Genomic DNA, 13,228 nt, shown 5'->3' on the forward strand with positions numbered 1-13,228 from the left:
GGAAGGTGTCCTGTGCGGGGGCCGCCGGTGATGTTCCGTCAGGGCTAGCCCAGCGACGTCATCACGTGCTTGACCCGGGTGTAGTCCTCGAAGCCGTACGCCGAGAGGTCCTTGCCGTAGCCGGACTTCTTGAAGCCGCCGTGCGGCATCTCCGCGACCAGCGGGATGTGGGTGTTGATCCACACGCAGCCGAAGTCCATCTTCTTGGACATGCGCATCGCGCGGGCGTGGTCCTTGGTCCACACCGAGGAGGCCAGGGCGTACTCCACGCCGTTGGCGAACTCCAGGGCCTGGTCCTCGTCCGTGAAGGACTGGACGGTGATGACCGGCCCGAAGACCTCCTTCTGGATGATCTCGTCGTCCTGCTTGACGCCGGAGACCACGGTCGGCGCGAAGAAGTAGCCCTTGTCTCCGACCCGCTTGCCACCGGCCTCCACCCGCGCGTGCGCGGGCAGCCGCTCGATGAAGCCCTCGACCTGCTTGAGCTGGTTGGGGTTGTTCAGCGGGCCGTAGAGCACGTCCTCGTCGTCCGGCTGCCCGGTCTTGGTCTCTTCGGCGGCCTTGGCCAGCGCGGCCACGAACTCGTCGTGGATCGACTCGTGGACGAGGACGCGGCAGGCGGCCGTACAGTCCTGGCCGGCGTTGAAGAAGCCCGCCATCGAGATGTCCTCGACGGCCTTGGCGATGTCGGTGTCCTCGAAGACGACGACCGGCGCCTTGCCGCCCAGCTCCAGGTGGACCCGCTTGAGGTCCTTGGACGCGGACTCGGCGACCGACATGCCGGCGCGCACGGAGCCGGTGATGGAGGCCATCGCCGGGGTCTCGTGCTCGACCATCAGACGGCCGGTGTCACGGTCGCCGCAGATGACGTTGAAGACGCCCTTGGGCAGCACCGAGCCGATGATCTCCGCGATCAGCACCGAGGAGGCGGGGGTGGTGTCCGAGGGCTTGAGGACGACGGTGTTGCCCGCGGCGAGCGCCGGGGCGAACTTCCATACGGCCATCATCATCGGGTAGTTCCACGGCGCGACCTGGGCGCAGACGCCGATCGGCTCGCGGCGGATGATCGAGGTCATCCCCTCCATGTACTCACCGGCCGAGCGGCCCTCCAGCATCCGCGCCGCACCGGCGAAGAAGCGGATCTGGTCGACCATCGGCGGGATCTCCTCGGAGCGGGTGAGCCCGGTGGGCTTGCCCGTGTTCTCCACCTCGGCCGCGATCAGCTCCTCGGCCCGCTCCTCGAACGCGTCGGCGATCTTCAGCAGGGCCCGCTGGCGCTCGGCCGGCGTGGCGTCGCGCCAGGCGGGGAAGGCGCGGGCGGCGGCCTCCATGGCGGCGTCCACGTCCGCCGGTCCGGACAGCGGCGCGGTCGCGTACGCCTCACCGGTCGCGGGGTTGACCACCTCGGTGGTCCGTCCGTCGGCGGCGTCCCGGAACTCACCGTCGATGTAGTTGCGCAGACGACGCAGCTCGGTGCTCACTGCCGGCCTCCTGATCTGGTTCGAGGGTTCGAGCGGTCCAGCCCGGACGGCCCGTGGGGCTGTCCGATCACTGAGACACCCCACCCTAGTCGGCACCCCCACGTTTTCAACACCCCCACTGCCGCCACTTCTGCGAAATCCGCAAGCTTTGATCCCTCAAACAACGAATTTCATCGATCGGGGCTTGCGAAACTGACGAGACCTCGTGCACAGTGAGCGCGTGGCCAGTCGAAGCGCAGACCAGAGGGACTCGCCCCGCGAGTCCAGGAACGGCAGTCCCACGTTGGACGCCGTCTCCCTCGCCATCATTCAGCAGCTCCAGGAGGACGGCCGGCGGCCGTACGCCGCGATCGGCAAGGCCGTCGGCCTGTCGGAGGCGGCCGTGCGCCAGCGCGTCCAGAAGCTGCTGGACCAGGGCGTGATGCAGATCGTCGCCGTCACGGACCCGCTCACCGTGGGCTTCCGCCGGCAGGCGATGGTGGGCATCCACGTCGAGGGCGATGTCGAGTCGATCGCTGACGTGCTGACTGACATGTCGGAAGTCGAGTACGTGGTGATGACCGCGGGCTCGTTCGACATCCTCGCCGAGATCGTGTGCGAGGACGACGACCACCTGCTGGACGTCATCAACAAACGCATCCGGGCACTGCCCGGCGTGCGCTCCACCGAAAGCTTCGTGTACATGAAGCTGAAGAAGCAGACCTACATGTGGGGAACCCGATAACCGTGACCCAGAAGGACCTCAGCCGCACCGCGTACGACCACCTGTGGATGCACTTCACCCGCATGTCCTCGTACGAGAACTCTCCCGTCCCGACGATCGTCCGGGGCGAGGGCACCTACGTCTACGACGACAAGGGCAAGCGCTACCTCGACGGTCTCGCGGGCCTGTTCGTGGTCCAGGCCGGGCACGGCCGCACGGAGCTCGCCGAGACCGCGTTCAAGCAGGCCCAGGAGCTGGCCTTCTTCCCGGTGTGGTCGTACGCCCACCCGAAGGCCGTCGAGCTCGCCGAGCGCCTCGCCGACTACGCCCCCGGCGACCTGAACAAGGTCTTCTTCACCACCGGTGGCGGCGAGGCCGTCGAGACCGCCTGGAAGCTGGCCAAGCAGTACTTCAAGCTGACCGGCAAGCCCACCAAGTACAAGGTCATCTCCCGCGCGGTCGCCTACCACGGCACCCCGCAGGGCGCGCTCTCCATCACCGGCCTGCCGGGCCTGAAGGCCCCCTTCGAGCCGCTGGTGCCGGGCGCGCACAAGGTGCCGAACACCAACATCTACCGCGCGCCGCTCTTCGGCGACGACCCGGAGGCCTTCGGCCGCTGGGCCGCCGACCAGATCGAGCAGGAGATCCTGTTCGAGGGCCCGGACACCGTCGCCGCGGTCTTCCTGGAGCCGGTGCAGAACGCCGGTGGCTGCTTCCCGCCGCCGCCCGGCTACTTCCAGCGCGTGCGCGAGATCTGCGACAAGTACGACGTGCTGCTCGTCTCCGACGAGGTCATCTGCGCCTTCGGCCGCCTCGGCACCATGTTCGCGTGCGACAAGTTCGGCTACGTCCCGGACATGATCACCTGCGCCAAGGGCATGACCTCGGGCTACTCCCCGATCGGCGCCTGCATCGTCTCCGACCGCCTGGCGGAGCCGTTCTACAAGGGTGACAACACCTTCCTGCACGGCTACACCTTCGGCGGCCACCCGGTCTCCGCGGCCGTCGGCCTCGCCAACCTCGACCTGTTCGAGCGCGAGAACCTCAACCAGCACGTGCTGGACAACGAGGGCAACTTCCTCCAGACGCTCCAGAAGCTGCACGACCTGCCGATCGTCGGCGACGTCCGCGGCAACGGCTTCTTCTACGGCATCGAGCTGGTCAAGGACAAGGCCACCAAGGAGTCCTTCAGCGACGAGGAGACCGAGCGCGTCCTGTACGGCTTCCTCTCCAAGGCGCTGTTCGAGAACGGCCTGTACTGCCGTGCCGACGACCGCGGCGACCCGGTCATCCAGCTCGCCCCGCCGCTGATCTCCAACCAGGAGACGTTCGACGAGATCGAGCAGATCCTGCGGGCCACCCTCACCGAGGCGTGGACCAAGCTGTAATCAGCTGACGGTGTGACCGCGACCGGCCCCGGAGCCGCCCGTTCGAGTGAGAACGGAGGCCCGGGGCCGTGTGCTGTCCGGCCACCGTGCGGCGGCTGCCTAGCGTGCCAGTGACCGATCGGCCCTGCCTTCGTTCCCCCGTATGGAGGAACGGGCACGGGAAAAACGGATCAGAACCGAGGTGTACGCCCATGGAGGCTCCGCCGGACAACGACGTGCTCTGGGCACGCTCCCTGCACTTCACGCACCCCGACGGCTCCCCCGGACTCGCCGGGGTCTCGATCGCCGTCCGGGAGGGCGAGATCCTCGCCGTCAGCGGCCCCCGGGGCAGCGGCAAAACGACCCTGCTGCGCTGTCTGTCCGGCCTGGAGCCGGTGCGCGAGGGCGAGGTCTGGTTCAACAGCACCCCGCTGCACACCCTCGGCCCGGCGCACCGCGAGCGGCTGCGCCGCGACCGCTTCTGCTGGATCGGCCCCGAACCGGGCCTGGTGCCCGAGCTGAACGCCTGGGAGAACGCGGCGCTTCCGCTGATGCTGCGCGGCACCAGCCGCCGCCGGGCCAAGACCACCGCGCTGGAGTGGCTGGAGCGCCTGGACATCGGGGAGGCGGCCCGCAAGCGCCCGCACCGGCTGCGCCAGTCCGAACGCCAGCGGGTCTCCATCGCCCGCGCGCTGGCCCCGGCGCCCACCGTGCTGTTCGCCGACGAGCCGACGGCCCCCCTGCACCGCGCCGACCGCGGCCATGTGCTGCGCACCCTCACCAGCGCCGCCCGCTCGCACGGCATCACCGTGGTCCTCGCCACCCACGACCCGGAGACCGCGGCCCTCGCCGACCGCACGGTGAACCTGCTGGACGGCCGGCCGGTGCGGACCGTACATCTGCCGGAGATCCCCGACGCGGAAGGCCGGGCCGCGTGCTCGATCTCCGTCTGACCCGCGCTGCCCGGCCCGCCGTCCAGCTGCGCCGCCTGCTGGTGGCGGCGGCCTCCGCGGGCACCGGGTTCCTGCTGCTGTCCTGCCTCGGGTACGCCCTGAAGCGCCCCGAGGCGGCGGGCTCGGCCGCGCTCCGGCTGGCCTGGTGCGTGGTACCGGTCGCCGCCACGGTGTACCTCGCTCTCGCCGTGGCCCGCACCGACCCCGGCACCCGACCGCGCCCAGGCCTCTCCGCCATCGGCCTCGGGCCGGCCCGGCTGATGGCCGTCTCCTCCCTGGTCACGGCCCTGTCCACCACCCTGGGCTCGCTCGTCGCCCTCTCCCTCTTCCTGCATCTGCGGGGCGATCTGACGGGGCTGCCGTTCGACGGCGCGGGCGCGTCCTTCCTGGCCGCCGGCAAGTCCCTCCCGCTCGCGGCGACCCTCACCCTGCTCGCGGTGGTACCGGTGGTGGCGACGGTCGCGGTGGCGCTGGCCCTGCGGCCCAGCGATCCACGGCCGGTGGTGCGGCCGCAGCGGAGGTATCTGCCGTTCGTGAGGCAGGCCGGCGGTCCGGCCGCGGGTGGTCCGGCCGCGGGTGGTCGTACCGGCGAGGTGGAGGCGGCGGGCGGTGGAGGCGCCGCCGGGAAAGGCACCCCGGCAGCCGCGGCCCCGGCCGGTGTGATCGACCCGCGGTTCACCTCGCCGTCGCTCACCGACAAGCCCGACGACGAGGGCGCCGGCGACACCCCCGCCGGCCTCCCCTGGGCGGTGGCCCTCGTCGCCGCCGGTCTCACCGCCCAGGCGTACGCGGGCCGCACACCCCCCACCCCCGCCTTCACCTTCACCACCGTCCCCACCGGCGCCGGCTTCTTCCTCCTCGGCTGGCTCCTCACCGCCGTCGGCCTGGTCCTGGCCGCCCCCGGCCTCACCCATCTGTGCGGCCGTCTGCTGCAATGCGCGCGCCCCGGCGCCCTCCGCCTCCTCGCGGGCCGGGGCCTGATGGCGGAGGCCACCAGGATCGGCCGCCCCCTCGGCATCCTGTGCGCGGTCACCGCCGCCGGGTACGCCGTGACCACCCTGTACGACTCCCCCGGCCGCCCCTTCGGCCCGCTGAGCGCCCTCGGCGCACTGGTCGTCGCGGGCTGCGCCTTCGCCACTTTGCTGACCGTGGCCGTCGAAACCCGCCAGGGCCGCGCCGAGACCACCGACGCGCTGCTGCGCCTCGGCGCCCCCGCGACGGTGCTGCGCGGCGCCGCCGCCCTGCGTGCCTTCGCCCTGCTGGCCTTCTTCGCACCGCTCACCCTGGCGATCGCCGCGCTGGCCGCCTTTCCGCTGACCCGCTGAGCTGCTGAGTTGCTGAGCCGCTGAGGGCCTGAGGGCCTGAGGGCTTGAGGGCTTGAGGGCTTGAGGGCTTGAGGGGAGCGTCGCCGTACCCCCGGTCGCGGCCGGGCGACGGTCCGGTCCCTAGCATGGGCGGATGCCCACCCCACCCGACCGGCCCCGGCGCGCCGCCCGCGCCCAGGAGATCGAGTCGCTCGCCGAGTTCGACCGCGCCGTCGCCGAGCACGGGTCGCTGGCCCGCTGCCGCGTCCAGGCCGTGGACCTGACGGGGCGTACCGACGCGCTGCTCCGTCTCGACACCACGGACGCCGTCTTCCTGGGCTCGCCGATGGCCCCCGAGGCCGCCGCCCGGGTGCGCGCGTCCGGCGCCCTGGTGTTCCCGCCGGTCCCGGGCCTGCCCTTCGACCCGTACCGGGGCTGCCCGTACACGCCGGACGAGCTGTTCGCGTCGCTGGAGGAGGGGTACGAGGCGACGCCGGACGCGCGGGCCTACGGCTGGTTCCGGCGGACGACGGCCGACGGCGACGTCTTCGCCTCGATGCTGCGCGCGATCCATGACGACGCCGTCTCCGACGCGCTGGACGAAGTCCTCGACGGCTGCCGGGTGGTCGGGGTCATGGGCGGTCATGCGATGGCCCGGGGCACGGTCGAGTACGCCGGTGCCGCCCGGCTCGGCCGCTCGCTCGCCCGCGCCGGGTACACCGTCGCCACCGGTGGCGGTCCCGGCGCGATGGAGGCGGCGAACCTCGGCGCGTACGCGGCCCCGTTCGCGGACACCATGCTGGACGAGGCGCTGGTGCCGCTCGCCAAGGCGCCCTCCTTCCGGCCGTCCGTCACGGAGTGGGCGCGGGCCGCCTTCGAGGTGCGCGCCCGCTGGCCCGAGGGGGGCGCCTCGATCGGCATCCCGACCTGGTTCTACGGACATGAGCCGCCGAACGCCTTCGCCGCGCACATCGCCAAGTACTTCGCCAACGCCGTCCGCGAGGACGGCCTGCTGGCCCGCTCCACCGCGGGAGTGGTGTTCCTGCCGGGCGCCGCCGGGACCGTACAGGAGATCTTCGACAACGCGACGCCGAACTACTACGAGTCGTACGGCGAACCGCGGCCGATGGTGCTGGTGGACCGGGACCACTGGACGCGGGAGCTGCCGGCGTGGCCGCTGCTCCGGTCGCTGGCGCGGGGGCGGGAGTTGGAGTCCCGGATCGCCCTCGTGGACCGGATCGAGGAGGCTCCGGAGGCGCTGGCCCGGCTGGGGGCCGGATCGCGGTAGGCGTACGTCCTCGACGCCGGTGGCGAGCAGCGCGCCCAAGGAGCGCGGGGAACTGCGCGATCAGCCGCGCACTGCCGCACCCGGCGATCGAGGACGTACCCTACGACGCTCATCCGAAGCTTGAGTTCTTCAGCCAGACCTCCAACACCGCACGCTCTCCTACGACTTCGAGCCCCGGGGCGTCCAGCGGCAGCCGCCGGTAGAAGGCGAGCAGCACCGATGTGAGCGGCCCCCGCAACGCGACCGTCGCCTTCTCATGCCCGCGCCGCCAGCTGACCCCGCTCTCGTCCATCTCGACCAGCCACTCGGCGTTCAACTCCGGCGCGGCGTCGGTGGCGTGCAGATGGAGCGTGCGCGCGGGCCCGCGCAGATCCGCGGCCCATTCACGGGCACCGGTGCGCCGCACCCACTCCACCAGCTCCAGCCACTCGTCCAGCGCGTCCGCGGCGATGTCGGGTGCGACCTCGTACGGCGCCCCGGTGGTGAGTGCCGCGTCGGCACGGTGCACGGTGATCTCATGGGCCATCCGGCGCGCCCAGAAGCCGCTGGTGGAGACGCCCATCCAGCTCCACACCTCGGCCCCCGGACCCGCCTTCCGCAGCGCGCCGACGACCAGCTCGCCGCACTCCGCGAGCCACGCGTCCAGCGCGGCCGGGTCGCCCCGCTCCTCGGGGCCGCCGCCGAGCGGGATCGTGGCCGTCGGGATCAGCTCCTGGGCCCGCTCCCGCACCAGCGTGCCGGACCAGCGCAGGGCACCGCCCATGTGCCGTACGAGCTGCTCCAGTGACCACTCCGGGCAGGTCGGCACGGTGGCCGACAGATCCGCGCCGGAGGTGATCAGTTCTCTCAACTGCCCTACTTGAAGGGCGATTTCATCGCAGTACCGCTCATGCGCGAGGTAGGTCATGGGCCCACCCTAGGCGGCGGCCGATCAGTCGAGCACGACGATTTCGTCCGCGTCGAACTCCGCGCCCACCGTGTCCCCGCTCCCCGGCGCGTCCCGCAGCGCGCAGGCCGCTTCGAGGCGGGGGCCGTCCTCGGGCTGTAGGTGGACCGCGACATGGGTACCCTTGAAGGTGCGGGCGGCAACGGTGCAGGTCAGCCCGGTGTCGGCGGGGACGAGCCGTACCCCGGCGGGCCGGACGAGCAGGGTCCGGGCACCCTGTGGGGCGTCCTGCGGGACCGGCAGTTTGCCCCAGGGGCTGTCGGCGACCGTGCCCGCGACCGTCGCCGGGACCACGTTCTCGAAGCCGAGGAAGCGGGCCACGAACGCGTCGGCGGGGCGCCGCCAGACGTCAAGTGGCGTCCCGGACTGGGCGATCCGGCCGTCCCGCATCACCACCACCCGGTCGGCCAGCGCGAACGCCTCGCCCTGGTCGTGGGTGACGGCGAGCACGGTGGTACCCAACCGCCCGAAGAGTTCGCGGAGTTCGACCACGAGGCGTTCGCGCAGCGAGCGGTCGAGCTGGCCGAGGGGTTCGTCCAGCATCAGCAGCCGGGGCCGGGGGGCGAGCGCGCGGGCGAGGGCGACGCGCTGCTGCTCGCCGCCGGACAGCGCGGCCACCGCCCGGCGGGCCGCGCCCGGCAGTCCGACCAGTTCCAGCAACTCGCCCACCCGGGCGTCCCGTTCGCCCTTCGCCACGCCGTGCATCCGCAGCCCGAACGCCACATTGGCGCCGACGTCGCGCTGCGGGAAGAGCTGGTGGTCCTGGAACATCAGGCCGACCCCGCGCTGGTGCGCGGGCACCCCGCCCTGGTCCCGCCCGGCGAGCGAGACCCGCCCGGCGTCCAGGGGCTGGAGCCCGGCGACCGCTCGCAGCAGGGTGGACTTGCCACTCCCGCTGGGCCCGAGCACGCACACCACCTCGTGCTCGGCGACCTCCAGGTCCACCGTGTCCAGCACGGGCCGCCCGCCGAAACGCACGGTCGCGCCCTGAAGGCTCAGCATCAGAACTCCCCTGTCCGGTCCGTCCGCAGCCGCTCCAGGAGGAGCAGGGCGGCGGCGCACACCACCATCAGAATGGTCGAAAGGGCCATCGCCTGGCCGTAGTTGAGGTCCCCGGGGCGGCTGAGCAGCCGGGCCACGGCCACCGGCAGGGTCGGGTTGTCGGGCCGGGCGATGAACACGGTCGCGCCGAACTCGCCGAGCGAGACGGCGAACGCGAACCCGGCCGCGACCAGCAACGCCCGCCGTACCAGCGGGAGATCGATCTCCCGCCACACCCGCCAGGGCGAGGCCCCGAGCACGGCCGCCGCCTCCCGCAGCCGGGTGTCGACGGCGCGCAGCACCGGCAGCATGGTGCGGACCACGAAGGGGGCGCCGACCAGGGCCTGGGCGAGCGGCACCAGGATCCAGGACTGGCGCAGATCCAGCGGCGGCTTGTCGAGGGCGATCAGGAAGCCGAAGCCGACGGTCACGGCGGACACCCCGAGCGGCAGCATCAGCAGCGCGTCGAAGCCCCGTACCAGGCGGCCCGCGTCCCGCCGGGCCAGCGCGGCGGCGGCGAGGCCGCCGATCAGCACGGCGATGGCGGTGGCGGCGACGGCGTACTGGAGCGAGGTCCACACGGCGTGCACCGGCGCCACCAGGAACGTACCGCCGTCGGTGCGGGTCAGCGCCCGGTAGTAGCCGAAGCCGGGGGCGTCCAGGGAGCGGCGGACGAGAACGGCGAGCGGCAGCACCAGGAGCAGCGCCACGGTGGCGAGGACGCCGGCGAGCAGGGCCCGCTGCCCGGCGCCGCGCGGCCGCCGCGCGGTGAGCCGGGGGTCGACCAGGCGCAGGGCGCTCTCCCGGCGCCGTACCGTCCAGGCGTGCACGCCGAGGATCGCGCCGACGGCGGCGAACTGGACGAGGGTGAGGACGGCGGCCGTGGTCAGGTCGAAGACCTCGGAGGTCTGGCGGTAGATCTCCACTTCGAGGGTGGAGAAGGTGGGGCCGCCGAGGATCTGGACGACGCCGAAGGAGGTGAAGGTGAACAGGAACACCATCAGCGCGGCGGCGGCCACGGCGGGCCCGAGGGCGGGCAGGGTCACCTTCCGCCAGGCGGCGAACGGGGAGGCGCCGAGCATCCGCGCGGCCTCCTCCTGGCGGGGATCGAGCTGCGCCCACAGTCCGCCCACGGTCCGTACGACGACCGCGTAGTTGAAGAAGACGTGCGCGAGCAGGATCGCCCACACGGTGGTGTCCAGCCGTACGCCCCACAGCTGGTCGAGCAGTCCGCCGTGGCCGACGAGCGCGAGGAAGGCGCTGCCGGCGACGACGGTGGGCAGCACGAACGGGACGGTGACGACGGCCCGCAGCACCTGTTTGCCGGGGAAGTCGAGGCGGGCGAAGACGAACGCGGCGGGCAGCGCGAGCAGCAGGGTGAGCGCGGTGGAGGCGAGCGCCTGCCAGGTGGTGAACCACAGCACATGCCGGATGTCCGGCTGGGTGACCACGTCCGCGATCCGCCCGAACTGCCAGCCGCCGTCGGTCTTCAGACCACGCGCCACGATCGCGGCGACGGGCCAGGCGAAGAACAGGGCGAAGAACGCGACGGGCAGGGCCATCAGCCCCAGCCGCGCCGCGCTCCCGCGCCGTGTCCGCGCGCGGGCGGTCACTTCAGTACGAGTGACGTCCACGTCTTGACCCACTGATCACGGTCGGCGGCGATCTTCTCGGGGGCCATCGTCTCGGGGTGACGGGCCGGCGGGCCGTACTTGGTGAAGTCGGCGGGCACCTCGGCACCGGCCACGACCGGGTAGACGTACATGTTCAGCGGCATGTCCTCCTGGAACTCCCTGGAGACCAGGAAGTCGAGGAACGCCTTGGCGCCCTTGGGGTTCTTGGCGTTGCTCAGCAGCCCGGCGAACTCGATCTGCCGGAAGCAGGTGCCGGTCGCCACGCCGGTGGGGGCGGTGGCGGGGCGCTTCTTGGCGTAGATCACCTCGGCGGGCGGGGAGGAGGCGTACGACACGACGAGCGGCCGGTCGCCGCCGGCCTTCTTGCCCTCCGAGGAGCCGGAGAACTCCTGGTAGTAGGCCTGCTCCCAGCCGTCGACGACCTTGACGCCGTTGGCCTTGAGCTTCTTCCAGTAGTCCGGCCAGCCGTTGTCCCCGAACCGCGCGGCGCTGCCCAGCAGGAAGCCGAGGCCCGGCGAGGCGGTGGCCGCGTTCTCGGTGACCAGGAGGTTCTTGTACTGGGGCTTGGTGAGGTCGGCGTAGGACTGCGGCGGGGCGAGGTGGTGCTCGCTGAAGTACGCCTTGTCGTAGTTGACGCAGATGTCGCCGTAGTCGACGGGCGTGACGCGGTGCTTGCCGTCGACCTGGTACCGGGCGCCGACCTTGTCCAGGCCCTTGGCGGCGTACGGCTGGAACAGCCCGTTGTCGAGGGCGCGCGAGAGCAGGGTGTTGTCGACGCCGAAGAGGACGTCGCCCTGGGGGTTGTCCCTGGTCAGGATGGCCTTGTTGACGGCCTGTCCGGCGTCGCCGTCCTTGAGGACGCGGACCTTGTACCCGGAGCGCTTCTCGAAGTCCGCGAGCACGCTCTTGGAGACGGCCCATGAGTCATGGCTGACGAGCGTGACGGTCTTGCCGTCCGTCTTGTCCTGGCCCTGACTCGAGCCGCACGCGGACAGCGCGACCAGGCCGAGCCCGACCGCCGCGACCACGAAGGTCTTGTTGTGCACTTGGTTGTCCTCCTGGGGTTGGCCAGGAAGAACGCGGCCCTGTCCGGAGGATCCGGACAGGGCTCAACAGCTTGAGCGGTGACCGAACTTCCTACCCAGAATGACCTGGGCGAGGTTCAGAGGGTCTGCGGCCTGGTGCCGCACTCTCAGCGCTGTGGCGCTCCCCTGTCGGAATATGGAGATGTCTCGACTATTTGAATGATGAAGAGGTGATGGAACGCGCCCAGACTACCGCTCGGTGGCGGCGAGCTGACCACAGGCTCCGTCGATCTCCTGCCCACGGGTGTCCCGGATCGTCACCGGCACACCGTGCGCGGCGATCGCCTCCACGAACGCCTTCTCGTCCTCGGGCCGCGAGGCCGTCCACTTGGAGCCCGGAGTCGGGTTCAGCGGAATGAGGTTGACGTGCACGGGCCTGCCGCGCAGCAGCCGGCCGAGCCGGTCGCCGCGCCACGCCTGGTCGTTGATGTCGCGGATGAGGGCGTACTCGATCGACAGCCGGCGGCCGCTCTTCTCGGCGTACTCGAACCCGGCGTCCAGCACCTCGCGCACCTTCCACCGCGTGTTCACGGGGACGAGGGTGTCGCGCAGCTCGTCGTCCGGGGCGTGCAGCGAGATCGCCAGACGGCACTTGAAGCCCTCGTCGGAGAACCGGTGGATGGCCGGCACCAGTCCGACGGTGGAGACGGTGATACCGCGCTGGGACAGACCGAGGCCGTCCGGCGCCGGGTCGGTGAGCGCGCGGATGGCGCCGACGACCCGCTTGTAGTTGGCGAGCGGCTCGCCCATGCCCATGAACACGATGTTCGACAGCCGCGCCGGGCCGCCCGGCACCTCGCCGTCGCGCAGCGCCCGCATGCCGTCCACGATCTGGTGGACGATCTCCGCGGTGGACAGATTGCGGTCCAGGCCGGCCTGCCCGGTCGCGCAGAACGGGCAGTTCATCCCGCAGCCCGCCTGCGAGCTGATGCACATGGTGACCCGGTCCGGGTACCGCATCAGCACGGACTCCACGAGGGTGCCGTCGAACAGCCGCCACAGCGTCTTGCGGGTGGTGCCCTCGTCGGTCGCCAGATGCCGGACGACCGTCATCAGCTCCGGGAACAGCGCCTCGCGCAGCTTCTCCCGGGAGCCGGCCGGGATGTCGGTCCACTGCTCCGGGTCGTGCGCGTACCGCGCGAAGTAGTGCTGCGACAGCTGCTTGGCACGGAACGGCTTCTCACCGATCCCGGCCACCGCTTCCTTGCGCTCGGCGGGCGAGAGATCGGCGAGATGCCGCGGCGGCTTCTTGGCTCCGCGCGGCGCGACAAAGGTGAGTTCTCCGGGCTTGGGCATGGTGGTACCAGTGTCGCAGATCCATTGGGGTGACCCGCGGCATGCGTTCGCCCGGGCCGGACGGCGGTACGGCCCAGGTCGTGACGCCGTTCACAGCGCGGGGTTCTCGGTCCGCCGCCGGCCTTGTTCC

At 71.7% G+C, this 13,228-nt stretch carries 11 protein-coding genes; 5 read left to right on the top strand and 6 right to left on the bottom strand.

What is annotated here, in order from left to right; genetic code table 11:
• Positions 1-44: 44 nt before the first annotated feature.
• On the bottom strand, positions 45-1,481 hold the full coding sequence (locus HEP81_RS11895; protein WP_037654522.1) for a gamma-aminobutyraldehyde dehydrogenase: 1,437 nt from the start codon (positions 1,479-1,481) through the stop codon (positions 45-47).
• A 205-nt stretch (positions 1,482-1,686) separates the two neighbouring features.
• On the opposite strand from HEP81_RS11895, the gene HEP81_RS11900 reads away from it, so the two are divergent.
• The 5 genes from HEP81_RS11900 to HEP81_RS11920 all read left to right on the top strand — a co-directional run bounded on the left by HEP81_RS11900 (position 1,687) and on the right by HEP81_RS11920 (position 7,096).
• Positions 1,687-2,205 carry an Lrp/AsnC family transcriptional regulator gene (locus tag HEP81_RS11900; RefSeq protein ID WP_037654527.1) on the top strand — a complete coding sequence of 173 codons (519 nt, stop codon included), beginning with the start codon at positions 1,687-1,689 and terminating at the stop codon, positions 2,203-2,205.
• Positions 2,190-3,572 carry an aspartate aminotransferase family protein gene (locus HEP81_RS11905; protein WP_078967303.1) on the top strand — a complete coding sequence of 461 codons (1,383 nt, stop codon included), beginning with the start codon at positions 2,190-2,192 and terminating at the stop codon, positions 3,570-3,572. Before HEP81_RS11900 ends, HEP81_RS11905 begins: the two co-directional genes overlap by 16 nt.
• Before the next feature lie 191 nt (positions 3,573-3,763).
• A complete protein-coding gene (locus HEP81_RS11910) occupies positions 3,764-4,504 on the top strand; it encodes an ABC transporter ATP-binding protein (protein ID WP_037654533.1) in 741 nt (246 codons plus the stop codon).
• Positions 4,486-5,829: a hypothetical protein gene (locus tag HEP81_RS11915; RefSeq protein WP_037654535.1), complete on the top strand. Its 1,344-nt coding sequence runs from the start codon at positions 4,486-4,488 to the stop codon at positions 5,827-5,829. The genes HEP81_RS11910 and HEP81_RS11915 overlap by 19 nt, the downstream gene beginning before the upstream one ends.
• A gap of 133 nt (positions 5,830-5,962) precedes the next feature.
• Positions 5,963-7,096, top strand: coding sequence for an LOG family protein (locus HEP81_RS11920; protein WP_037654536.1), 1,134 nt, complete (start codon positions 5,963-5,965; stop codon positions 7,094-7,096).
• Between the two features lie 109 nt (positions 7,097-7,205).
• Here HEP81_RS11920 and HEP81_RS11925 read toward each other — a convergent pair whose 3' ends face one another.
• The 5 genes from HEP81_RS11925 to rlmN form a co-directional block, all read right to left on the bottom strand.
• Entirely contained in the window at positions 7,206-8,003 is a 798-nt protein-coding gene (locus HEP81_RS11925; protein ID WP_037654537.1) for a maleylpyruvate isomerase family mycothiol-dependent enzyme, read from the bottom strand.
• A gap of 24 nt (positions 8,004-8,027) precedes the next feature.
• Positions 8,028-9,047, bottom strand: coding sequence for an ABC transporter ATP-binding protein (locus tag HEP81_RS11930; RefSeq protein WP_037654686.1), 1,020 nt, complete (start codon positions 9,045-9,047; stop codon positions 8,028-8,030).
• Positions 9,044-10,645 (bottom strand): ABC transporter permease, encoded by a 1,602-nt coding sequence (locus HEP81_RS11935; RefSeq protein ID WP_037654688.1) that lies wholly within the window; start codon positions 10,643-10,645, stop codon positions 9,044-9,046. The genes HEP81_RS11930 and HEP81_RS11935 overlap by 4 nt, the downstream gene beginning before the upstream one ends.
• 47 nt (positions 10,646-10,692) lie before the next feature.
• Entirely contained in the window at positions 10,693-11,763 is a 1,071-nt protein-coding gene (locus HEP81_RS11940) for a thiamine ABC transporter substrate-binding protein (protein ID WP_037654539.1), read from the bottom strand.
• A 228-nt stretch (positions 11,764-11,991) separates the two neighbouring features.
• Complete coding sequence (gene rlmN / locus HEP81_RS11945; RefSeq protein WP_037654540.1) at positions 11,992-13,098, bottom strand: dual-specificity RNA methyltransferase RlmN; 1,107 nt, start codon at positions 13,096-13,098, stop codon at positions 11,992-11,994.
• Positions 13,099-13,228 lie beyond the last annotated feature (130 nt).

This window comes from Streptomyces griseofuscus, assembly GCF_014673495.1.
Lineage (GTDB): Bacteria > Actinomycetota > Actinomycetes > Streptomycetales > Streptomycetaceae > Streptomyces > Streptomyces murinus.

Bases quoted from the DNA above. Each gene is read 5' to 3' on its own strand.
- HEP81_RS11935 (WP_037654688.1), bottom strand. From the start codon at position 10,645: ATGGCCCTGCCCGTCGCGTTCTTCGCCCTGTTCTTCGCCTGGCCCGTC.
- HEP81_RS11925 (WP_037654537.1), bottom strand. From the start codon at position 8,003: ATGACCTACCTCGCGCATGAGCGGTACTGCGATGAAATCGCCCTTCAA.
- rlmN (WP_037654540.1), bottom strand. From the start codon at position 13,098: ATGCCCAAGCCCGGAGAACTCACCTTTGTCGCGCCGCGCGGAGCCAAG.
- HEP81_RS11910 (WP_037654533.1), top strand. From the start codon at position 3,764: ATGGAGGCTCCGCCGGACAACGACGTGCTCTGGGCACGCTCCCTGCAC.
- HEP81_RS11920 (WP_037654536.1), top strand. From the start codon at position 5,963: ATGCCCACCCCACCCGACCGGCCCCGGCGCGCCGCCCGCGCCCAGGAG.